The sequence below is a fragment of the Tritonibacter sp. AK171 genome, assembly GCF_030127025.1.
Lineage (GTDB): Bacteria > Pseudomonadota > Alphaproteobacteria > Rhodobacterales > Rhodobacteraceae > Epibacterium > Epibacterium mobile.
Genome location: NZ_CP126134.1, coordinates 2,915,225 through 2,938,183, shown reverse-complemented (window position 1 = coordinate 2,938,183; position 22,959 = coordinate 2,915,225). Strand labels below are relative to the sequence as shown.

Annotated in this window: 21 protein-coding genes; 8 read left to right on the top strand and 13 right to left on the bottom strand. The window is 58.7% G+C overall.

Annotation, left to right across the window (positions count from 1 at the left end; genetic code table 11):
- Positions 1-40: 40 nt before the first annotated feature.
- The 7 genes from addA to regB form a co-directional block, all read right to left on the bottom strand.
- Positions 41-3,406 (bottom strand): double-strand break repair helicase AddA, encoded by a 3,366-nt coding sequence (gene addA / locus QNI81_RS13805; RefSeq protein WP_283966875.1) that lies wholly within the window; start codon positions 3,404-3,406, stop codon positions 41-43.
- On the bottom strand, positions 3,403-6,336 hold the full coding sequence (gene addB / locus QNI81_RS13800; RefSeq protein ID WP_283966874.1) for a double-strand break repair protein AddB: 2,934 nt from the start codon (positions 6,334-6,336) through the stop codon (positions 3,403-3,405). Before addB ends, addA begins: the two co-directional genes overlap by 4 nt.
- On the bottom strand, positions 6,329-7,018 hold the full coding sequence (locus QNI81_RS13795; RefSeq protein WP_283966873.1) for a nucleotidyltransferase family protein: 690 nt from the start codon (positions 7,016-7,018) through the stop codon (positions 6,329-6,331). The genes addB and QNI81_RS13795 overlap by 8 nt, the downstream gene beginning before the upstream one ends.
- Entirely contained in the window at positions 7,015-8,013 is a 999-nt protein-coding gene (locus QNI81_RS13790; protein ID WP_283966872.1) for an aminoglycoside phosphotransferase family protein, read from the bottom strand. Before QNI81_RS13790 ends, QNI81_RS13795 begins: the two co-directional genes overlap by 4 nt.
- Positions 8,010-8,486: a tRNA (adenosine(37)-N6)-threonylcarbamoyltransferase complex ATPase subunit type 1 TsaE gene (tsaE, locus tag QNI81_RS13785; RefSeq protein ID WP_283966871.1), complete on the bottom strand. Its 477-nt coding sequence runs from the start codon at positions 8,484-8,486 to the stop codon at positions 8,010-8,012. The genes QNI81_RS13790 and tsaE overlap by 4 nt, the downstream gene beginning before the upstream one ends.
- Before the next feature lie 41 nt (positions 8,487-8,527).
- Entirely contained in the window at positions 8,528-10,078 is a 1,551-nt protein-coding gene (locus QNI81_RS13780; RefSeq protein ID WP_009178267.1) for a PAS-domain containing protein, read from the bottom strand.
- Positions 10,079-10,163: 85 nt separating this feature from the next.
- Entirely contained in the window at positions 10,164-11,561 is a 1,398-nt protein-coding gene (gene regB / locus QNI81_RS13775; RefSeq protein ID WP_009177587.1) for a sensor histidine kinase RegB, read from the bottom strand.
- Positions 11,562-11,679: 118 nt separating this feature from the next.
- On the opposite strand from regB, the gene QNI81_RS13770 reads away from it, so the two are divergent.
- The 3 genes from QNI81_RS13770 (at position 11,680) to QNI81_RS13760 (ending at position 14,164) form a co-directional block, all read left to right on the top strand.
- A complete protein-coding gene (locus QNI81_RS13770; protein ID WP_005627565.1) occupies positions 11,680-12,303 on the top strand; it encodes an SCO family protein in 624 nt (207 codons plus the stop codon).
- Positions 12,304-12,384: 81 nt separating this feature from the next.
- Positions 12,385-12,939, top strand: a complete 555-nt coding sequence (locus QNI81_RS13765; protein WP_005627563.1) for an ActR/PrrA/RegA family redox response regulator transcription factor — start codon at positions 12,385-12,387, stop codon at positions 12,937-12,939.
- Positions 12,940-12,946: 7 nt separating this feature from the next.
- Positions 12,947-14,164, top strand: a complete 1,218-nt coding sequence (locus QNI81_RS13760; protein WP_283966870.1) for a glycosyltransferase 61 family protein — start codon at positions 12,947-12,949, stop codon at positions 14,162-14,164.
- Between the two features lie 2 nt (positions 14,165-14,166).
- On the opposite strand, the gene QNI81_RS13755 is transcribed toward QNI81_RS13760, so the two are convergent.
- On the bottom strand, positions 14,167-14,763 hold the full coding sequence (locus QNI81_RS13755) for an HD domain-containing protein (protein WP_110365637.1): 597 nt from the start codon (positions 14,761-14,763) through the stop codon (positions 14,167-14,169).
- A 242-nt stretch (positions 14,764-15,005) separates the two neighbouring features.
- Here QNI81_RS13755 and QNI81_RS13750 point away from each other — a divergent pair, with 242 nt between their 5' ends.
- The 3 genes from QNI81_RS13750 (at position 15,006) to QNI81_RS13740 (ending at position 17,414) form a co-directional block, all read left to right on the top strand.
- Positions 15,006-15,320 (top strand): hypothetical protein, encoded by a 315-nt coding sequence (locus tag QNI81_RS13750; RefSeq protein WP_065325608.1) that lies wholly within the window; start codon positions 15,006-15,008, stop codon positions 15,318-15,320.
- Between the two features lie 138 nt (positions 15,321-15,458).
- On the top strand, positions 15,459-16,844 hold the full coding sequence (ahcY, locus tag QNI81_RS13745; RefSeq protein ID WP_283966869.1) for an adenosylhomocysteinase: 1,386 nt from the start codon (positions 15,459-15,461) through the stop codon (positions 16,842-16,844).
- A 228-nt stretch (positions 16,845-17,072) separates the two neighbouring features.
- A complete protein-coding gene (locus QNI81_RS13740; protein WP_005651880.1) occupies positions 17,073-17,414 on the top strand; it encodes a DUF2853 family protein in 342 nt (113 codons plus the stop codon).
- A 200-nt stretch (positions 17,415-17,614) separates the two neighbouring features.
- Here QNI81_RS13740 and QNI81_RS13735 read toward each other — a convergent pair whose 3' ends face one another.
- The 5 genes from QNI81_RS13735 to tsaD are packed head-to-tail and all read right to left on the bottom strand — an operon-like array spanning position 17,615 to position 20,820.
- Complete coding sequence (locus tag QNI81_RS13735) at positions 17,615-18,010, bottom strand: DUF1761 domain-containing protein (protein ID WP_283966868.1); 396 nt, start codon at positions 18,008-18,010, stop codon at positions 17,615-17,617.
- 57 nt (positions 18,011-18,067) lie between these two features.
- A complete protein-coding gene (locus QNI81_RS13730) occupies positions 18,068-18,490 on the bottom strand; it encodes an EVE domain-containing protein (protein WP_283966867.1) in 423 nt (140 codons plus the stop codon).
- On the bottom strand, positions 18,490-18,762 hold the full coding sequence (locus tag QNI81_RS13725) for a YciI family protein (RefSeq protein ID WP_283966866.1): 273 nt from the start codon (positions 18,760-18,762) through the stop codon (positions 18,490-18,492). The genes QNI81_RS13730 and QNI81_RS13725 overlap by 1 nt, the downstream gene beginning before the upstream one ends.
- Position 18,763: 1 nt before the next feature.
- Positions 18,764-19,726, bottom strand: a complete 963-nt coding sequence (locus QNI81_RS13720) for an NAD(P)H-dependent glycerol-3-phosphate dehydrogenase (RefSeq protein ID WP_283966865.1) — start codon at positions 19,724-19,726, stop codon at positions 18,764-18,766.
- Complete coding sequence (gene tsaD, locus QNI81_RS13715) at positions 19,723-20,820, bottom strand: tRNA (adenosine(37)-N6)-threonylcarbamoyltransferase complex transferase subunit TsaD (protein ID WP_283966864.1); 1,098 nt, start codon at positions 20,818-20,820, stop codon at positions 19,723-19,725. The genes QNI81_RS13720 and tsaD overlap by 4 nt, the downstream gene beginning before the upstream one ends.
- 74 nt (positions 20,821-20,894) lie before the next feature.
- Between tsaD and QNI81_RS13710 the strand changes: the two genes are divergently transcribed.
- Both QNI81_RS13710 and QNI81_RS13705 read left to right on the top strand, forming a co-directional pair.
- Positions 20,895-21,632, top strand: a complete 738-nt coding sequence (locus QNI81_RS13710; protein ID WP_283966863.1) for a uroporphyrinogen-III synthase — start codon at positions 20,895-20,897, stop codon at positions 21,630-21,632.
- 50 nt (positions 21,633-21,682) lie between these two features.
- Positions 21,683-22,954 (top strand): COG4223 family protein, encoded by a 1,272-nt coding sequence (locus tag QNI81_RS13705; RefSeq protein ID WP_283966862.1) that lies wholly within the window; start codon positions 21,683-21,685, stop codon positions 22,952-22,954.
- Positions 22,955-22,959: the final 5 nt, after the last annotated feature.

The window sequence follows — 22,959 nt, the reverse complement described above, 5'->3', positions numbered from 1 at the left end:
GGCAACTGGACCCGGAACCTATGGACGCGAGCAGGCGACGTCAAGGTTCCAGCCGCTGGAAACCAGCGCGTTCACGCGCCTGTGTGATCAAGGTGACCGGAAGCGGCATCAGAGTGGCAGTGCGCGTCCAGAGGATCGCGGTTTCAATCTGGCGATCTGGATAGATCTGGCGCAGTGCTGCATCATAGGCCCCCATCTGCCGCAACAGACCTTCGGGGCAGGTTTCGGGGCTTTGGGGGACAACCGCGTTGGATTTGAAATCGACCGCAAGCACCCGGTCTGGCGTCACCACCAGTCGGTCGATAATGCCATGCATGCGGGTCTCACCCAGATCTGCGGTGATGGGCACTTCGGCCAGCGTGTTCGGCGCGAACACTTCCTTGCACTCCGGTGCGCGGAGGACCCGCCGCGCCTCCGCCAGCAGAGCCTGCCAGTCATCATGCTGCGCGATATGTTCGGCGCGACTGTCCCAATCTACCTGCGGCACAGTCGGCAGATGTTCGAGCAGGAGGTGCAGCGCCGTGCCGCGGGCCTTGGCCTCCTCTTCGCTGAGGCCGCTGTCACCGGGCAAGGCCTTGGCCCCGCCCAGATCTTCGGACGGGCGCAGGGTTGCTGTGGGCGCAACATAGGCGGGGGCTGCGCGGCGAAAGACGTCTGGCAGCGTGATCTCTTCTTCTTCGGTCAGATCGGACGGTACAAACGGTGGGGCATTCCAGTCCCCATGCGCCCACCGCAAGCCGTCTCCGCCGGGGGCGTCAAAGGGCAGGGCGCCCATGGTTTTTAGGGCCGCTTCTACCCGCTGGTACCAGCTGTCTCCGCCCTTATCGAGATCTCCAGCCCCGGCCACGATCAGCCATTTTTCCGCCCGCGTCAGCGCCACATAGAGCAGTCGCAACCGTTCGTTGGCCTGTTTTTCCTGCGCAAACGCCCGGGCGGCATCCATGGCTGGTGGCATCTGGTCACTGCTCATACGCCAAAGCGGCGTGCCTTCGACCTCCATCACCTCTGGCGCAGGCGAAGGGCGGCGCTTGGTGGTGTCGGGCAGGATCACGATCGGGGCCTCCAGCCCCTTGGAGCCATGCACCGACATCACCCGGATCATCGAACTGGCAGCCCCCATCTGGCGCTTGATTTCCAGATCATCGGTCTGCATCCAGACAAGGAACCCGGTGAGGCTCGGCACTTCCGTGCGTTCATAGGCCAAGGCCTGCGACAACAGCGCGTTGATGCCATCCTCAGCCTCGGTGCCCAGACGCCCCAGCAGTTTTGCACGGCCCAGATGGCGGGTCAGGATACGTTCGATCAGATCATAGGGGCGCAGGAAATCCGCCTGACCGCGAAGATCATCGAGAATCGCCATGGTCTCGGGGAATTCTTCAGATCGCGCACGTAAAGCAGGCCAGAGGTGCATCTCTGTGCGTCGATGCGCTAGGTCAAAGAGCTGTTGCTCGCTCCAGCCAAAGATCGGCGATTTCAGGGCTTCAGCAAGTGACAGTGAATCCTCGGGCAGCGCAAGAAACCGCAGCAAGGCTGCAATATCCTTCACAGCCAGCTCGGCCCCAACCTTGAGGCGGTCAGCGCCCGCGATTGGCAGCCCGGCGGCCTTGCAGGCGCGAATGATCTCGGAAAAAAGGTCCGACCGGCGCTGCACAAGGATCAGGAAATCGCCCGCATGAACGGGGCGGCGCTGGAACGTGCCACGCTCTGGGCCATCTTCGGGGATGGTGACGCCGCTATCGATCATCTCCTTGATCTGCCCGGCGATCCGCTCTGCGAGGATTACGGAATGGTGGCGCGGGCTTGGGCGGTCCACCGGGTCCGTCCAATCGCGGTCTTCCTCATCCTCTGTCTTTTCCACCAGCGGCCACAGGTCCACCCGTCCCGGCAGGTCGGATTTAAACGCCTGGTGTTTGGCATCGCGCGCAAACCCGGCTCTATCCTGACCATCAAACACCACGTCAACCAGACCAAGGATCGCCGCAGAGGAGCGGAATGAAAACGCAAGACTTGCGTTCTGCAAGCCCTCGCCGGTCTCCTCCAACCTGCGCCCGAACTCCGCCTGCATGCGATCAAAGGCATCCGGGTCCGCGCCCTGAAAGGAATAGATCGACTGTTTCTTGTCGCCGACCACGAAAATGGTGCGCTCAACATCAGCGCGGGCGCCTTCACCGGCGGTGAACTCCTGCGCCAGTTTTTCCACCACATCCCATTGCACCGGGCTGGTGTCCTGCGCCTCATCCACAAGGATATGGTCGATGCCGCCGTCCAGACGATAGAGCACCCACGCCGCCACCGCTGGATCATTCAGAAGGTTGCGCGCCTTGACGATCAGGTCGTCGAAATCAAGCCAGCCCCGCAGCTGTTTGCGCCGCTCATATTCCGGTAGGAACACTCGGGCAAAATCATGCAGGACGAGCGATTTATCCATCGCATCCAGCGCCAGGCGACGGGGGCGGGCTGTTTCGACCCGCGCCATGAAGGGCTCCAGCTGATCCATCAGCGTGCCATGGCTTTCGCGCAGTTTCTTGGTGGGAAAGCTGCCGATCTTGGCGCTGAAGGGCTCTTTTGCGCTTTTCCCGGTGAGGAACACATCCTCCAGAATGGGCAGGACCTCGGGCGTGACGGAGGAAATCCGCGCGAGTTTCTCGGCGTTCTTGGCATCCGTTGCCCCGCCGGACTTCAGCATCTCGATGGTGCGCGACAGGATGTCGGCCTCATTGCCGAGAAACACCTCGGATCTCAGCGCCTCCTGATCATAGCCAGCGGGCAGCTCGAACACTTCACCCAGCGCATTGCGGTCAAGGTTGGGGTCAAATCCAGCTTGCCGGCGGCAAATCTCGGCGGTCAGGCTCTCAAAATCCAGACCCCCGATATGAAAGGACGCAGCCTCAACCACATGCGCGTCGGGGCCTTGCGCCATGTCCTCGGTTATTTCCGCACGCAGCATGGCGGCCGCGCGATCTTCCATTTCGGAAAACTGCGGGCTGACACCGGCCTCCAGCGGGAAACGGCGCAGAAGCGACGAACAGAACGAGTGAATGGTCTGGATCTTGAGACCACCGGGCGTCTCGATCGCGCGCGCAAAAAGGGTGCGTGCCTGCGCCAGCCCATCCCCGACAGAGGCATCTTCGGCACCAAGGTCCACCAGTGCCGCGCGCAGTTTGGCATCGGGCAGCATCGCCCATTCCCCCAAGCGCTGAAACAGCCGGTTCTGCATCTCGCTGGCGGCGGCCTTGGTGTAGGTCAGACAGAGAATATGTTGCGGTTCCACCCCGCGCAGCAACAGCCGTGCAACCCGGTCGGTCAGAACCTTGGTCTTGCCTGATCCGGCATTGGCCGCAAGCCATGTGGAGGCATCGGGGCGGGCGGCGCGAAACTGCGCCTCGGACGCGGCGTTGCGGCTCATGTCAAATCCTCCGGCACAGGGTCCGAGCTGCGATCCCATTCGCCGTAGCGGGCGAGGTGGTCGTAATCCCCGGCAAAGTCATCCCGGTGCACCATGCGGCGGCTGCTGTAGCCCTGTTCGGCGTCAAAATAGGCCTCGATGAGGCTGCGCAACTCTTCCCAGACCTTGGCGGGTGGTTCATCCAGAATAGGGGCCGCGACCTCTTTCACCGGAGGCTTCAGCCCGATGTAGAGCGACCGTTCCACCCGCGCTGCACCATAGTCCTCGAATGCGCCTTGCTCCGCCATGGCGGTCTCGATCAGAAGCTGTTTTTCAAAGGATTTCTGTTGTTTTTCCGAGGGCGGATCCCCGGTTTTATAGTCATAAAGATGCAGCATGCCGCGTTCATCCACATCAATCCTGTCGGCCTTGGCGGCAATCTCGAAATCGAGGGGATCAAGGCGGACCTGACCGGATTTCTCAAACCCCGACGGGTGGGCACGCAATTGGCGCTCTCGCTCACCAGAGACAAAATCCTCCGCTACTTTTTTCAAGCGTGTCAGCCAGAGCGTGCGGGCAACCGGCCATGGCACCTCTGCCTCCAGGATGCGCTGTGATTGCTCGATAAACGCGCGGGCGGTGAGGGTTTCTGGCTGTTGCTGAGCGGATTTTATAAAATCTTCGAGCACCTTATGGATGATGGTGCCACGCAGCAGGGCGTCGGGTTCCTGCAACAAAGGGTCCACAGGTTTCAGCCGCAACACGTGTTTGGCGTAGATCGCATAAGGGTCGCGGATCAGTTTGGGGATCTCCGTCACAGTCAGACGACGCGGCCTTGCTGCAACCGGCGGGCGCGGCGAGGGTCGGGGGCTGAGCGGCGAGGGCTGCGGCGCATCCAGAACGCTGGCCCAATCCAGCCAGACTTGCCCTCGCATGCGCATCGCGGACAGCGCGGCCTGACCACCCTGATCCGGCAACCCACCCAGGAGGTTGGTCATTCGATTGAGCCAACGCGAGGGCACTGTGTCGGCCTCTTCAGACCGCACCGCGCGGGTGAGCCAGACTTCGGGTGCCGCGACTGCCTGTTGGAAGTCATGCGCCGACAGACCGATGCGCCGCTCTGGCAAGAGCAAACCGGCCTCGTGGCGCAGTTTGCGGTTGAGCCATGGATCGGGGCTTGCGGCTTCGGGCCAGCTGCCCTCATTCAGGCCGCCAAGGATGACCAGATCAGCGCCCTGCACCCGTGCCTCCAGAGTGCCCCAGATCATGATAGACCCATAGGGCGCATCGCGATCACGCACTTCGCCTTGTGACAGCAGCGCGCCCAAAAGGTCTGCAAAATCGCGTGCGGTCATTTCGCCGCCATGGGGGGCCTCGGCTTCAAGCTCTTCAAAAATCTCAAGCGCCTTGCGCCCGGCCTTCTTGTCCCAGAGTTCGCCAGATCCACCTGTTTGCGATCCCGCAGCGATAAACTCGGCGGTTGTACGCAGGTCAGCGACCCAATTGCTCAATGCGCGCAGGCCCGTCTGCTCGCGTCCGGCAAAGCTATGGGCGAGCCAGTCAGACCAGCCCGGTTGCAGGTCGCGCGTAGTGCCAAAGGCGCTCAGGCTCTCATGATCCGGGAAGGGCGGACCATAGCGGCGCATATGAAGTTCAAGATCGCGGGTGTGCAGCAGGTGCAAACCACGCTCCTCGCCGGAGTGGGTCAACGGGTGTTTCAGCAGTGTCAGCAGCATATCGGCCTGCAAGGGCCGACAAAACAGATCCGCGACATGGCGCAGGAACCGACCCGGTGGCGACAGCTGTAGCGGTAGACCCGCGGAATCGTCCGGCAGGATGTTCCAGCGATCCAGCGCGGCAGAGACCTGTCGGGTGAGCATCCGATCCGGTGTGATCAATGCCGCCGTCTGCCCGTCCTCGGCGGCCTGACGCAGACGCAGTGCAATTGCCAAGGCCTCGCTCCGGGGGCTTGTGGCCTCGATGAGCGTCAATGCGTCGGTGGCTTGGTCGAGATCGGTCAGGTGCGTGCCCTCGCTCATCCATGCATCGGTCACGGGCGCGGGGCGCAGAGCCAGTGAAATCAACTTGTTGCGCGGTGGGGATACGGGTTTCGTGCTGATCCAAGCGCGAATGTCGCGCGGGCGCAGATCAAGATCGCGCATCAACTTGAAAAAGCGGTACTGCGGGTGATCTTCGGCGACCAACCCGTCGGCCAGACTGTCCCAGACGTCCTCTGGTTGGTCAAAGTCGAACCCCGGCAGGACCACAGCGCCCTGCGGCAGGCGCGCGATGGCTTCCATCAGCAAGAGCGTGGTGCCGCGCGAACCGGTGGAGCCTGCCAGGATGATCGGGTGTTGCGGGGGCGTGTGTTCCCACTCCGCAATCAGATCCAGAACCACCTGCCGTTGCCGCGCATTCACATCGAGCGCGCCTTCGTGCATTTCGACAAACTGATCGGCGATGCCGATGAAATCCTGCGCGCGTTTCCAGTGCCCGGACATATCCGACACATCCAGCGCGCGGATCTGGTCGGTGGTCACGCCTTCGCTTTGCATCTCGTCGATCAACTCGGCCAGACTGTCCGAGAGATCATAGAGCGATGAGCGCGCCGCCAGATCGGGCTGCGCATCGAGGAGTTTTGCAATCAGTTGTGACAGTTCCAACCGGCGGCGCAGCGGCGGCAAAGCCGGGGGCAGACCGCGTAGATTGGCTTGTTTGTTGAGGCCTGAGAGCAGCGAAATGCGTGGTAAAAGCCGCGCCGGGCCGCTGTCGAACAGTTGACGCACCCGGCGCTGCATACGTTCTGTGTTCAGGATCAGCTCAACCCGGGCCAGCGCCTCTGGTGGTTGATCTGCAAATCGCTGGCTTAGCCCATCCACAAGCGCGCGCGGGAAATCCACACCGCAAGGAACGGCGAACAGACGCGGTGTGGTCTGGCTGGGGTCAAACATCTGCATGCGCCATCATGTTTTCGGCCAAGGTGATGCCTTCGGGGCGGCCCACGTCGCACCAGTGGCCGGGGTATTCAACCGCCGAGACGCGTGCGTCGGGAATGAGAAGATCCCATAAGGCGTTGAGGGAGAAAACCTTTTCAGTCATGCGATCTAGCTGGTCAAGTTTGATGATCTGCGCACCGGTGTAGACGAGATCGCCCCCACGGCTGATGTGACCTGCGTTACTTGCGGTGAAATCTCCGGCCCCCAGTCGCCCCACGGCGCGCGCGGTCGGCACGCAGAGCAACAGCGCATCCATGTGTTCCGGTCGCCAAGCGTCGCGCAACACCATGAGAGGATTGGGCCCGCGCCACGCAACATCGGGGTTCAGCGTATAGCTGCAGGTGGCATCGAGCAGGTCGCGCGCTTGTTTCAGCCCACCACCGGTATCAAGGATTTCGTCCCCCTCATGACTGATGAGGACATCGCGACCTTCTAGGTGGGTCGCCAGAACCTCGGCCTTGTAATGCGTATTGATAACAATGCGCTGGGGCGAGATGTCAGAGACCAGATCCAGCGCATGATCAATCAGCGGCCGCCCGGCCACGGGGATCATCGGCTTGGGTCTGTCGGCTGTGAGCGCGCCCATGCGGGTGCCAAATCCGGCAGCAAAGATCATAACAGCGGTCGGGGCAGTCATGCGCGCAGCCTTTCCATGGCCTCGGGTGACGGGGCGGGCAGGGCGGAGAGCAATTCCTCCGCCACGCTGGCGAGGGCGGGGTGGCTCAGCCCACGTTCGAAATGATCCCAGACGCGCGGTACAAGATCGATATAGTGGTGTTTGCCAAACTGCTGCGACAGGCGCGCAAAAATGCCAAGGATACGCATATTGCGCTGAACACCGATAACAGCATAGGCGCTGCGAAATCTGGACTCATCCACACCCGTTTGACGAATATAGTGGTCAATCATCTGCATCTCGACGCCAGCAGGGACATCGCGGCGGGCATCCTGCAACAGCGACACCAGATCATAGGCGCGATGACCGGCTTTTGCGTCCTGAAAGTCGATGACCCCGACTTTGGCAATGCCTTGCCGTTCCGGCAACCAGAGCAAGTTCTGGGCGTGAAAGTCGCGATGAACAAAGACCATATCGCCGTCTAGATGATCGCGTAAAACTGCCTCAAACCTCTGCTCAAACTGCGTGCGGATATCGTCTGCGGTATCACCAAGTATGGTGTGCCGGTATTCGCTGAACGCGAGCGCGGTCATGTCTGCCATGATACGAGGTTCAAGGGATGGCAAGTCCGGCACTTTCGCGTCGTGCAGACACACCAGAAGATCCACCGCAGCCTCGTAAAGTGGCAGTTCCATCGTCGGATCATCGGCGATCACTTCGGTGAACAGGGCATCGCCGAGATCTTCTATCAGCAGCAAACCCTGCGCATGATCTTGTGCGAGGATCGCAGGCGCTGAAGCGCCAAGCGCGCGCAAATACTCTGCAAGCTCGGCAAAAGGGCGTGTGTCACCTCCATCAATGGCTGGCCAGTCCATTAAGACCACGCTGTCTCCGGTTTGGGATGTCAGCCGTTGATACCGGCGGCTGGAAGCATCACCGGCGAGTGGGGCAGCTTTCCAGCTGGAATAGCCATGCGCGGCCAGAAAGCGCGCAATTTCTATCTCGCGCGTGGTCATGACATGATCCCTTCGAGACGTATGTTCCATTTCTCAGCGCTCCAAACAAACTCTGCTTGTCGGGCGTCTTCTATCTCCGCGTCCAGTGAGAGGCGCAGCGTGAGCGCGTCGTTGGGGCAAAGATCGTCGAGTTTGTCGGGCCACTCAATCAGGCAGATTGCGTCGTCAAATGCGGCGATCAGCCCGAGTTCCTCGACCTCATCCACATGCGATAGCCGATAGAGATCTGCGTGCCACAACTCACCTGTTGGAACATCATAGGTCTGAACCAATGTGAAGGTCGGAGAGGGCACGTCCTCGGGCACGTCCATCAGGGATTGGATCAGGCTGCGGGCAAAATGGGTTTTTCCGGCGCCAATGGGCCCTTCAAGCAAGACAACATCGCCCGGAACGAGGATCCGGGCGATGTTGCAGGCCAATTCTGATGTTGCCTCGCTGCTGGGCAGTCGGCAGGTCGCGGAGCGTTTTGTCATGGCGCCACAATGACGTTGCGCGCGAGGCTCCGCAAGCGGGTTCAGCTCTCCTTGAGGGCGGCGAAGCGCTCTTGTTCGGGCGGCGCGAGCGGGACACCGATTTGCTGGAAGCGCACCATCACCGACCCGTTTTGCAGGGATTGTACACGGCACAGCAATTGCTCGCCATTGCGCATGTCCACGCGCGACCACCAATCGGAGCGATCACTGGTGCCGCCAGCGACGAAATCGCGAACCTCGCCCCATGTGGGGGTCGGACCTGACAATTCCTGCCACGTGCGGCATGCATCGGTGATGGAGATTTTTGCAAAGCTCGCATCAGGGTCGGTTTTCCACATCGTGTGATAGGCGGTGTTGGAATAGACCATGCTGCCATCTGTACCAAAGACCGCAAAGGCATCGTCAATGTGATCAAGGATCGACTGGCCGAGTTCCAGTTCCGAGCGGAATTGACGGGTCAGAGTGATCTCGGCAGTGATATCTTCAAAGAGGAAGGCAATGGCACCATCGGGATGCGGGCGGCCTGATACCGAATAGACCGAGCCCGACGGCAAGGACCATGTTTCCTGATAGCGCCCTTCTGCTGCGGCTTCCAATAGATCCGCCATTTGGTGACGCCAGCTTGAATAGTTCTTCGGCTCCGGCATCATGCGCTGATCGCGCAGGCGGTCAAAGAATGACATCATATTAGGACGCGAGCTGAGGAAGCTTGCGGGCAGAGCGGTAAGGTCGATCAGCACTGGGTTGAACAGCACCAACTGACGATTGCGGTCAAAGATCGCAAGACCGATGGAGAGCTGAGCAAAGGTTTTCGCCAATGTCTGCACAAAGTTGCGTTGCGCGATTTCGGCGTCGACCACGGCATTGACGTCCATCGCATGACAGAGCCAACCAGCCTCTGTTTCGGTGGTGGAGACATTGTACCAGAGCTTCTTGTCAGTTTCCGGCAACTCAATCGAGACGCGTTCCGCGCGACCGCTGCTCATCGGGGCGTCGAGGTTGGGAAACAGCGGTGCAGAGGTGTCGTTGCCGCGACCGCGGATTTTCTGGTTCAGGCGATCATAGGCGAGGTTGGTCCAAGTGACGCGTGCATCGTCCGACTGCAGCCAAACCGGGTAGGGGGCCTGATGAACCGCTGCACGCAGGGTCGTAAGTTCCTGATCATCTCCCACATGCCCCAAATCTGTCGCGGCGCGGCGCAACTGAACGCGGGTGACACCGTCGATCCACTCACAATGCGCCTCGCGATTGTCGGCTTCTGCTGTGCCTGACAGCGTGAGAGAACCAACATCGCGCAAGAAGCCGGGGGATTGAGGCAATCCGGGGTAACAGCGCGACAGTTTGTCCCGCAGTTTGCCCCAGCTGAAGTCCTCGGTGTTGTCATCGAGAAATTTCCGAGCGCCGGACGACCATGCGATCAGCGTTTGGTCATCGAACAGAAACACCGCATCGGTGCGACCATCCGCGATCAACAATTCATGCTCCATCCCCTTGGCGTCTGCCTTGGGGTTGAGAAACCAGACCGCAACCGCTGCGCTGGCGATGCAAAGGGTCACCAGAATGAACCACTCTACGGACATCAAATCTTGCATGGACACGGCCTCGCTATTTCTCCTTGTGCTCAGTTTCCATGACAATGGTTAAGTGAAGTTTAATTGGTTTCCCAAAAGTGAATAGTTAAAACTGTATTGGAGTGTTTTCCCCGGTTGGCACAGGGGTGTCGCCGCTGATTGCGTCGATTTTGCGCCGCGGCCAAGTCACCACCACCAATGCCCCTTGCTGCGCTGGGGTCAGGTTTTGCGAAATGCGTACATCGCGACCGTTCAGGAATTCCAGATGTGCGCCGGTACGTTCCAGCAGGGTTTTTGCGATGAACAATCCAAGCCCCATGCCCTCATACTCCGGGCGTTTCCCACGGTCTGCATGGGAGCTTCGGCGTCGCATGAAAGGATCACCGAGACGCCCGAGCAGATGGCCCGGAAACCCGTTCCCATCATCACTGATCCTGACCGTGATTTCGTCATCGCTCCAGTGCAACTCGATCCAGACCTTTGATTGGGCAAAGTCGACGGCGTTTTGAACAAGGTTACGCAAACCGTGAATGATCTCGGGTTTACGCAGCACGCTGGGTTGGTTCAGCCCGTCGCCCTCAGCGGGATGCTCACTGAACCTGATGTCTTTGCCACGGTCGAAATGTGGTTCGGCGGCCTCATGAACCAATGTCGAGAGAGGCGCTTGTCGCAGGTGCAGGTCGTCTTTGCCCGCACGCCCCATCCCACGCAGGATGTCTCGGCAGCGGTCGGCTTGTTCGCGGATCAGGCGCGCGTCGTCCTGCAGTTCGGGGTTGTCGTCCAACTCTTCGATGAGTTCCGAGCTGGTCAGCTTAATGGTCGCCAGTGGTGTCCCAAGCTCATGCGCGGCTGCCGCCACAACGCCGCCCAGATCGGTGAGTTTTTGTTCTCGCGACAGGGCGAATTGCGTCGCAGCCAGAGCATCCGACATTGATCGAATTTCCGCGCTGATGCGGTAGGAATAGGCGCCCATGAACATGATCGCGATCACCAGCGCGCACCAATGGCCAAACACAAAGAGCGAGGGCATCTTCAGGATTTCGCCCGTCGCCGTCTCTAGGGGAACATGCAGCGGAACCAGAAGGGTGACGAGAATAATCGCGCTGGTGCCAATAATGAGCGTGGAGCGCAGACCCATCACCGAAGCTGAGATTGTCACAGGTCCCAAAACCAGTAGCGCAAAGGGGTTATTCAACCCGCCGGTCATATAAAGGAGGAAACACAGCTGCAGCAGATCAAAGAGCACCATCAGGAAATTCTGAAACTCCGTCAGGCGCTTGTTTTCCGGAAAGACGATTAACGCGACCAGATTTGCCAGTGCGGACACACCGATGGCAAAATAGCAGGGCAGAACCGAAAGCTGCAGATCGTATTGGGTTTGCGCCACGCCGATTGCGGTGGCCTGACCGATGATGGCAACCCATCGCAAAACGATCAAAGTGCGCAGCCTGACCCAGTGGCTGCGTTCCTGGCCGCTCATCAGGCCAAAGGTGGTCTCGCTCATGTGACGTTTGCTCCCGTTGCATCGTCGGTAATTGTTGATAGGTCTACCGCAAACCGGGATCAACTCGGGTGCGTCTTCCCTGAGTGCCCGCCCGTTCAGGTCTGTGAGGAAACAAGACATGATGAGAAACATCGCAATTCTGGCTTTTGCCTGTGTCGTCGCCCTTCTGGGGGGTGTTTGGTATCTGACCCTTCGTGGCAACGGTTCTGATGATGCATTTGCGCAGTGCCGTGCAAGCGCGGTTGCAGGTGGCAGCGCAGCGATTGGCGGGCCGTTCGAGCTGTTGAACGCCAAAGGTGAAACAGTTACCGACAAAGACGTGATTACCGAACCGTCCCTCGTCTACTTCGGATATACGTTCTGCCCGGATGTCTGCCCGTTCGATGCTGCACGCAATGCCGATGCAGTGGATGTGCTGGAGGAACGTGGATATTCGACAACACCGGTTTTCATCTCCATCGACCCTAAGCGGGACACGCCCGAAGTGGTCGGAGATTTCGCCTATAATATTCATGAGAAAATGATCGGTCTGACCGGATCGCCTGAGCAGATCAAAGCTGCGAGCCAAGCTTACAAGACCTATTACAAGGCGCAGGAAGGTGATGATGACTATTACCTCGTGGATCACACGACCATGACTTATCTGGTGTTGCCGGAGTATGGTTTTGTCGATTTCTTCCGCCGCGATGTGACGCCAGAGCAGATGGCGGACCGTGTCGCCTGCTTCATGGACAACAGCTGAAACTCGGCAGTGATTTGACGTTTCAGTTCCGAGACGTAATATCTCGGGAAATAAATGCGCGTGACGCTGGAAGGAAAGTGAATGGCCGAAGCAGCTCAGTCCGAGATCGGGCCTGACCCCTCGCTACTCTTGGTCGATGACGACGAACCATTTCTGCGCCGCCTCGCCAAGGCGATGGAAAAACGTGGATTTGCGGTTGAAACCGCAGATTCCGTGGCTTCGGGGCAGGCAATCGCAACTGCGCGGCCACCGGCCTATGCGGTGGTGGATCTTCGACTTGAGGATGGTAACGGCCTCGATGTGGTCGAAGTTTTGCGTGAAAAACGTCCCGATAGTCGCATTGTGGTTCTGACCGGATATGGCGCAATTGCAACCGCCGTGGCTGCCGTGAAAATCGGGGCGACAGATTATCTGTCAAAACCAGCGGATGCGACGGACATCACAAACGCGCTGTTGGCAGGCGATGATGCGTTGCCACCGCCCCCCGAAAACCCGATGAGCGCAGATCGCGTGCGCTGGGAGCATATCCAGCGTGTCTATGAACTGTGCGATCGCAACGTCTCGGAAACCGCGCGTCGTTTGAACATGCACCGTCGGACCTTGCAGCGCATCCTCGCCAAGCGCAGCCCGAGGTAAGCACCCGATGAGCGCAGCTGGCGAACTTGATCCCACGCAGCTCCCTTCTCCGAAAGGGGGCTGGTCGGAGAGTATGACGGTGTTGCGCAACGTCACCGTGGTCCCACCGGTTGAGAGCAGCATGGTTCAGGCTGCGGGTCTTCTGCGCGAAGATGGCAGCTATTGCCATGAGGGTGCTTTGTGGCGGCGGCACCGCCCCATCACGACAGAGCCGGATATGCCCAAGGAAATCACCCAGAAAATCCCTGGCCGTTGGCTTTGGGGTGGGGTGCTTTGGGCGCATTTCGGGCATTTTCTGGTGGAAAGCACCGCGCGCCTCTGGGCGTTGGCCAATCTGGATGTACCGGTTGACGGGGTGTTGTTCATCCCCAAACGTCCGGCCGTGCGCGATCAGGTACGTGGGTTTCAGTCCGAATTTGTTGGCTTGATGCAAAAAGATCTGCCGATCCGCGTAGCGGCTGATCCGGCGATGGTCGAGGAACTGGTGGTGCCCGGACAGGGGTTTGGGCTTGGTGACATTACTGAGGCCACGCCCAAATACCGTAACGCGATCCACGCACAATTCGCGCGAGACATCAAACCCGAAGGGCCGGAGAAGCTTTATATCTCTCGTTCGAAACTGGGTTTGGGCAAGGGTGGTCTTTTGGGCGAGGAGCAGATGGAGGCGTATCTCGCGGCTGAGGGCTACGAGATTTATCATCCGCAGGAACATAGCCTTTCTGCGCAACTGGCCCGCTATAAAGCGGCGCGCAAGGTGATTGCTGCGGACGGGTCGGCGCTGCATCTTTATGCGATGGTGGGACGGCCAGACCAGAAAGTTGCAATGGTGCTGAGGCGTAAATCCACGGCGCATACTCTGCTCACCGACAATGTTCGCCACTTCTGCAAATGCGATCCGCTGGTGATTGGCGCCCTTCGTACGGAATGGGTGCCAAAGGACAATCAGCGCTCCAGCCGATTGAGTTTCGGGGAGTTGGATCATTCCGTGATCGGACGCGCGCTCAAGGATGGTGGTTTCATTTCAGGTGGTGAAAATTGGCCCGTTCTGGATGATGACGCACGCCAGAACGTCCTCAAGGACAAGGGGATCAAGAGCAATCGTTTTGTAGAGTCCCCTGCCTTCCAAAAGGCCCGCGAAGAACAAGAGCGCGCGGAACGTCGCGCCCGCCGTGCTGCGCGCCGTGCCCGCCGAGAGGCCCGCGAAGCAGCACAAAACGACGGCTGAGTCTAAAGCTGACCCAGCAATGCCTCATGACGGCTGACAAAATCTCTGCGCACCTCCACAGGGGGGCGCAGATAGATGTCCAGACCCTCAATCAATTCGGCATTTGGCCTGCCAAAGAACTTTGTCGCCTCAGATTCAGAAAATCCAGCAATCTGGACCGCTTCCATCCATGCAGAGACCTTATCTGCACGTTTGATCTGCGCTTTCACCGTTTTAGGAAGGGCTGCGGGCAGACCAAAACGGATGTGAATCGCTGAGGTGAGACGTGCGTCCAGCTCTCCATATCCCGGGCCTACTGCAGCCTTCACAGGTGAAATCATATCCCCGATGACATATTCCGGCGCATCATGCAGAAGTGCTGCAAGTTTCCACTTAACCGGAGCTTTGGGGTACATGCGGCCGTGAATGATCTCCACCAGTAGTGAGTGTTCTGCCACTGAATACGCAAAATCTCCACGCGTCTGGCCATTCCAGCGGGCAACAAAGGCAAGCCCATGCGCAATGTCTTCGATCTCGATATCAACTGGGGTCGGGTCAAGCAGATCAAGCCTGCGCCCAGAGAGCATTCGTTGCCATGCACGGGGAGATTTCGCAGCCATGATGTGATCCGTGATTGTCGCGCTGCGCACTTGCTACCCCTCTCGCCGCGTAGTTGCAAACCGACAGTCATGTGCAGTGCGGCCTATGTAGACAATGCTCGGCGCTCACTGTGAGCGACGATAAGTTGAACTGGGCTTTTCTTGATCCGCAGAGCTTAGATCCCCATATTTACGGTAGAAAGGGGCACGTCCCCGACATGGCCTGTCCTTTTCCGATGCTTACACAGGAAAGGAGAAGCACAATGTTCAAACGGCTCATATCCTCAGCATTGGTGTTCGGCATGGCTGCCATCGCGCCACCTGCTCGGGCACAAAACTGTGCCCCTCGAGAGATTGTGGTTGAACGTCTGGAACGCCAGTTCAACGAAACGCTTAGCTCTGCTGGACTGCAAAGCGGTCGTTCTCAGGATGTGATCATTGAGATCTGGTCATCATCCCAAAGCGGCACGTTCACAGTGCTGGTCTCACATCCCACAGGTCTGAGTTGCATGGTGGCTTCGGGGCATGACTACTTTATCGTTCCGGAACATAAACGGCGCAATGATCCTGCCAGTTGATCGCATCCTGTATACGAGTGGCAGATCGTATATCCTCCGGTATCGCCGAAGCGCGCCGCCATCTTCGTTGCTTATCAACCTTTGCGGTGTTACCTCCCAAAACCAAGAATCCTGTGGAAATCTCAAACGGAGCAGAAAATGGCCGGAGACTATATCGTCAAGGACATCTCGCTGGCGGGCTTTGGCCGCAAAGAGCTGGACATCGCAGAAACTGAAATGCCGGGCCTGATGGCGCTGCGCAAGGAATACGGTGAGGAGAAGCCCCTGAAAGGCTCTCGTATCGTCGGTTCGCTGCATATGACGATTCAGACCGCTGTGTTGATTGAAACGCTGGTAGCGTTAGGTGCCGATGTGCGCTGGGCGTCCTGTAACATCTTCTCGACCCAAGACCATGCTGCTGCGGTCATCGCCGAAGCGGGTGTTCCGGTTTTTGCGATCAAAGGTCAGAGCCTTGAAGAGCATTGGGATTATCTCGACCGGTCCTTCCAGTTCCCTGAAGGCCCGAACCTGATCCTTGATGATGGCGGCGATGCGACGCTCTATATTCTGCTGGGCGCACGTGCCGAGGCGGGTGAAGACGTGATCGCGGTTCCGACCTCCGAGGAAGAAGAGGCCATCAAAGCGCAAATCAAGAAGCGGATGGAGCAGTCCCCCGGCTGGTTCACCAAGATGCGCGATCAGATCAAGGGTGTTTCCGAGGAAACCACCACCGGTGTGCACCGTCTCTATGAGCTGGTGAAACAGGGTCAGCTGCCCTTCCCGGCGATCAACGTGAACGATTCTGTCACCAAGTCGAAGTTCGACAACAAATACGGCTGTAAAGAGAGCCTCGTGGACGGTATCCGCCGCGCCACCGACACCATGATGGCGGGCAAGGTTGCCGTTGTCTGTGGTTATGGTGACGTGGGCAAAGGCTCTGCCGCGTCGCTGAGCGGTGCCGGTGCACGGGTCAAAGTGACCGAAGCAGACCCGATCTGCGCGTTGCAGGCCGCCATGGACGGCTATGAGGTGGTTCTGCTGGAAGAGGCGCTGGACGCGGATATCTTCATCACCACCACCGGCAACAAAGACATTCTGCGCATCGAACATATGCGTGAGATGAAAGATATGGCCATCGTCGGCAATATCGGCCACTTCGACAATGAAATTCAGGTGGCGAACCTGAAGAACCACAAGTGGACCAACATCAAGGAACAGGTGGATATGATCGAGATGCCTTCGGGCAACCGGCTCATCCTGCTCTCTGAGGGACGTCTGCTGAACCTCGGCAATGCGACCGGGCATCCGTCTTTTGTGATGTCTGCCTCCTTCACCAACCAGGTTCTGGCGCAGATCGAGCTTTGGACCCGTGGCGATGAGTACGACAACAAAGTCTATATCCTGCCCAAGCACCTCGATGAAAAAGTCGCGGCGCTGCATCTGGAGCGTGTCGGTGCAAAACTGACCAAGCTGACGTCTGAGCAAGCCGCCTACATCGGTGTAAAACCCGAAGGCCCGTTCAAGCCGGAACACTACCGCTACTGAGCGACTGGATATTTGAAGAACTGGAAAACCCGGCCATTGCGCCGGGTTTTTTCGTGATGCTGTCCGGCGCTCGTTCCGGGGGAACATCGCCCCTCCCACCATCCCGCAACGCATTTGTGATGCGCAAAGCGAAGAAAAACCCCTTTGTTGGAATATGAAATCCTCCTACCGTCAAACCACAGTAACTCTGCCAGCAGGGCAGAAGATCCAGGACAGGAGAATTTAACGATGGGCAAGCGTGAAGAGCTGATTGCGCAATATGCGGATGATCTGAAGAACAAATGCGGCATGACGCCGGATATGGATCTTCTCACCAAGGTGACAATTGGTTGCGGTCCTGCGATCTATAATGCCGATGCCTCTACCGTAGCGTCGAGCCAACCGGATGAGTTGGAGACAGTGAAAAACAACTTCTTGATCAAGAAACTCGGCTTGGCAGACGGTCCAGAGCTGATGGATGCGATCAACAAGGTGATCGAGACCTATGGTAAATCGGAGCGCAACAAATACCGCGCCGTCGTGTATTACATGCTGACCAAACATTTCGGCAAAGAGGCGATCTACGCCTAATCAGATCGGCCCGATAGAAACCCTAGTGTTTTAATGAGATTGTAGGATCGTAAGAATTGCACTCCTTCGCGCTCTCGGGGTAGATAGTGAGGAGACGCAACTTTTGCGAGAAAATCTCGGACGTGCACGGTGGGAGTGGGCGTTGAGTACACGAGAAGGCCGCGGCATCGCCAGCGGCCTTTTTCGTGGTTTGATGCCAGTTAGAACAGGGTCAGGATCAGCCCCATTATGGAGCATGCAAGGGCCGCGTATCCGCCGTCGATGATCGTCAACATTCGTGGCCGCATGCTGTAGAGATTGTTGAGTGCGATCCAAGGCGTGATGAAAAACAACCCAATACCCAGCCCGGCAAGAAACCCTGCGCCGAGAGTTTCAATCCCGGAGAGGCTGAACACGTGACGCATCATGCCCGCGATAATCAACTGGCAGAGAAACGCGATGGCAAAAATCGCAGGAGTTTGACCGCCTTTGGGTTTTCCCTCCGCGTCACGTTCAACGCCAGAGGCTGTCATCCATGGATCGGCAAGCGCGCCATAATAGGCTGCGCCTGAAGCAAATGCCGCAAGTGTCGCTACGAGTACACTGACCAGTTCCATGCCATAGTCCCTTCCTGCTGCGGGTTAAGGAGAACAATGCCAGATCACGTGATCCGGTCAATCGGCCTGTGTGCGTCCCATCTTGCAGATCTCATTCCACTCGGCTTCTGTCACGGGCTGGACGGAGAGCCGCGAGTTCTTGACCAGGACCATGTTTTCCAGGGCCGGGTTTGACTTGATCTGGTCCAGAGATACCGGCTGTGCAAAGGCACGAATGGCCTTGATGTCCACGCATTCCCAGCGTGGATCATCCGTTTTGCTGTCTGGGTGCACCTCGGCGCAGACCTCGACGATCCCGACCACGGATTTTTCCTTCAGGGAATGATAGAAAAACCCACGATCCCCCAGTTTCATCTCCCGCATGAAATTGCGGGCCTGATAGTTGCGCACGCCGTCCCATTCCTCGCCAGCATCCCCTTTGGCGACCTGGTCGTGCCAGCCCCAGATGTTGGGTTCGGATTTGAACAGCCAATACGCCATCAGCCCATGACCTTCTTCCAGGTGATCAACTCGACCGCTTCAAAGAGACCAGCCTTGTTGTAGGGATCATTGGCAGCCCATGCGTCGCCAGCGGCCATATCTTCGACATCGAGAATAACCAGAGAGCCAACCATGTCGCCGTTCTGGTCCAACAGAGGGCCCGCTTGGGCGACAACTCCGGTCGACTCGATATAGGCAAGATGTGCCGCACGATTGTCGAGACGGGTTTGCAGATGGTCGGGTTTGTCGCGGGCAATCAATGCAATAAGCATTTTATTCCTCTTTTAGTGGTCTTTTAAGCAGTTGATCCGCAGCATCCGCGATCGTCAACCTTTGATCCAGCAAATTGGTTACCGTTTGCGTGATCGGCATCTCCAGCCCCATCACTTGGGCGGCTTTTGCCGTTGCGCGGGCGGTGGCGGCGCCTTCAACGGTGATCGACGGGTCAAAAACTTCGCCACGCCCCAGGCTGAGGCCAAGGCGAAAGTTGCGGGATTGTTCCGAGCCACAAGTCAGCGTCAGGTCACCAAATCCAGAAAGCCCGGCGAGGGTTTCCGGCCGCGCACCGCGCGCAAGGGCCAGTCGCTGCATCTCTGCGTAGCCGCGTGTCATCAGCGCCGCGCGGGCACTGTCGCCAAGCTGTGCGCCGATGACCGCACCGCAAGCAATGGCGATGACATTCTTCAGCGCGCCACCAATCTCGGCACCGACGAGATCCGTGGTGCGATAGAGCCGCAGATTGTCCGTCGATAAATCCGTTTGCAGGCTTTTGCCGGCTTCGTCCGGCTCGCAGGCCAGCGTCAGCGCGGTGGGCAGGCCCTTTGCGATATCTGCGGCAAAGCTGGGGCCAGTCAGCAAGGCCGCTGTTGCCTCAGGAGCCGCTTCACGCAGCACGGAGACAGGACCCAATCCAGTGTCGAGTTCGATCCCTTTGCAACAGGCCACCAGTGTCTTGGTCGCAAGTGCCGCACGATGCTGCACCAGAAAGCTGCGCATTTTCTGCATCGGCACCGCAAGGAGGATGACATCATGCGCCTCGAAACAGGCATTGTCCGAAGTGACGGTCAGGGACGCGGGCAGGGGTGCTTTCGGCAGGCGGCGGGTGTTTTCCCGAGAGGCCTGCATGTCGGCCGCATGGGTCTCATCACGACACCAGAGCGTTGTAGGCGCTTTGCGCGCCAGCGAGATCGCCAAGGCGGTGCCAAAAGCACCTGCGCCGAGGACCGCGACGCTCATGCTTTCGCTCCTTTTTTCCCGCTGCCAATAAGCGCGGGGCTGGTCTGGTCCAGCGGCCAGCGCGGGCGTGCAGCTAGATCCATGCCATCGCGTGCTCCGGCACGAAATCGCTCAAGCCCGGCGTAGGCGATCATGGCCGCGTTGTCCGTACATAGATTTAGGGGTGGCGCGAGGAAATCAGTCTCTAATTCGGCGCAAAGAGCCATTAGGCCAGCGCGAATTTCTGTATTGGCCGCAACGCCGCCGGCGACGGCCAGCGTAGGAATTGCGGGCGCTTCATCAAGGTAGAGCCTGAGTGCGCGGCGTGTTTTTTCAACCAGTGTATCGACGATAGCGGCCTGAAAACCGGCGCAAAGATCGGCGCGGTCTTGCCAAGTCAAGCCGCCTTTCTCCGTTACGATCTGATCCCGCATCCGCATCAAGGCCGTCTTCAGTCCGGAAAAGGACAGGTTGCAATCGGGGCGGTCCAGCAGGGGTCGCGGAAAACGGAACCGTGTCGGGTCGCCATGCTCCGCTTCTTTTTGCACGGATGGGCCGCCGGGTTGTGGCAGGCCAAGCAGACGTGCGGTTTTGTCAAACGCCTCACCCGGCGCGTCGTCAATCGTTCCACCGAGGCGAGAGAACACCTCTGGCCCGCGCGCAATCAGATATTGGCAATGGCCGCCTGACACCAACAGCATCAGATAGGGATAAGCGACATCATCCGTCAGCCGGGGCGTCAGCGCATGCCCTGCAAGGTGATTGACACCCACCAAAGGCAACCCTTTTGCCGCCGCGATCCCCTTTGCACACATCACGCCCGACATCACGCCGCCGATGAGCCCCGGACCTGCGGTCACGGCTATTGCGTCGAGGTCATCCAGCGTCAGATTTGCCTCAGACAAGGCATCCCGCACGCAAGTATCGAGCTTTTCTGCGTGAGCGCGGGCTGCGATCTCTGGTACGACACCGCCAAAGGCGCTGTGCAGCTCCGTTTGGCCAAAGACGACCGACGACAGGATTTCTGCAGGGGCACCGTCCTGTTGCCGCACAATGGCAGCAGCAGTGTCGTCACAGCTGCTTTCCAGTCCAAGAAGAGTGAGCGTTTGGGTCATAGGCCTACCGTTGCATCCTTTGTGCTGCGGGGCTACCACCATGAGGTGATGCAAACAATCCCGGGAGCGTGCAGGTGAACGAGAACGGGCTAGCCCTTCTGATGACGCGCCCGCGCGAGGCCGCGCAGCGGTTTGTTGAGTTATTGCCGTCTAATCTGCGCGCAAATTTGCCCATCATCTATTCTCCGCTGCTGGAGATATCCGCTCTGCCGGTCATGATTGATCTTGGTGGTGTGGATGCGGTGATCTTTACCTCGGGCGAGGGAGTGAGGGTGGCTTCAGATGGTCAACCGCTTCGTATTAGAGCCTATTGCGTGGGGGAGCGCACGACGAAAGCAGCAAGAATGGCAGGATGGGACGCGCAGTATTCTGGTGACACTGCTGACGCTTTGGTCGCAGCCTTGCGGGCTGATGTGCCGGGCGGAAATCTGCTACATCTACACGGGGAATATACCCGTGGAGCAGTTGCAAAACGCCTGTCGGATACGGGGATTTTATGCAGTGGTATGGCGATTTATCGTCAGGAGTTATCTTCCTTTACGGCAGAAGCTGATACGGCGCTTGCGACGCAGAGGCCGTTGATCGTGCCGCTTTTTTCACCGCGCACCGCTGCGCATTTTGCCAGCTTATGTCCTGAAAATGCGCATTTGTCGCTGATTGCAATGAGTGAGCAGGTCGCCGAGGTGATGCCGCGCTTGCAAAGTGGTGCACGACACGTAAGTAAGTTTCCAACAGCTGAAGCGATGGTGGAATTGGTGTGTGATGTCGCACAGACGTGGCTTCGGGTTGAGACGGAGCCGTCTGAAGACTAGGGTCGGACCGTAGGGTGTTGAGTACGTTTGGGGAATCGGGGGAGGCCAGAGTGGCTGAAGACAAGAAAACTGGTGACATGGCAAAACCGACCCCGGAGGAGTCCAGGGACGATCTTGAGCAGGATCTCAGCACAGAGTCTGAACAGGTAAGTAAAGAGAAGGTCGAAGAGCGGCTGGTCACGGAGGAGCTTGACGACTTCGCTGAAACCGAAGTGCCTGTTTCCGAGACCGAGACCGAGACCGAGACCGAGACCGAGACCGAGACCGAGACCGAACAGGGCGCAACCCACGAAGAGTCAGCGCCTGTTCCTGTGATTCAAGAGCGCATCGTTGAAAAGCGCGGCGGCTTTGGGGCTGCGGTTCTGGGGGGGGTCGTAGCGGCGCTGATCGGCTTTGTTGCAGGCAAGGGCGACGTGCTCGATAGCGTTCTGCCGCCTTCTTTGCGTGGCAGTAGTGTTGATATCGAACCGTTGCAGACCGCTCAGGCGGATTTGAAATCGCAGCTTGCGGACCTTCGCAGTAGCGTATCGGCGATCAAAGTGCCTGATCTGGAGCCGATTGATGCACGTCTGTCCGCGCTTGAGACTGCTCAAGAAGCTGAGGACCAACCGGGGTCCGATCTAAACGCAGAAGTGGCACAAACCCTGCAAGGCCTCTCGGACCGTGTCGCAGCATTGGAAGCGCGCCCAATTACTGAAGGTGCATCCGCTGACGCAGTCGAGGCATTTGAAACAGAACTGCAGCGTGTCCGCGATAACCTGAGCGAGCAGCAGGCCGAAGTAAAACGCATGGTCACTGAAGCGCAAGAGATGGAGCGTGCGAGTGCGGAAGCCGCGCGCATAGCCGCCGCACAATCGGTGGTTTCACGCCTGCGCTCCGCATTGGATGCGGGTGCGCCTTATGGTGATCTGGTTGCGGAACTCAACCGTCTTCAAGTTGAGGTGCCTGAGGATATTCAAGTCGCGGCAGACACAGGCGTTGCGACGCTGGCTGGTTTGCGCGACGGGTTCGCCCCGGCCGCCCGCGCGGCGCTTGCAGCAGCGCGAGAGGAAACCAAAGGCAGTGGTGGCATCGTGGCCTATGTGAATCGCCATCTTGGTGCGCGCTCCGTTGCCCCACGCGAAGGCGATGATCCGGATGCGATCTTGTCACGCGCCGGTGCCGCCGTTGAGGGCGCAGATATATCCGCCGCGCTTGATGAACTTGCAGCCCTGCCTGATAGCGCAAAAGCACAGTTGGAGGCCTGGCAAACATCGGCACGGATTCGTCTTGATGCCGAAGCCGCCACCGACGCGCTGTCGCAAAGCCTGAACGCCAACTAAGGACG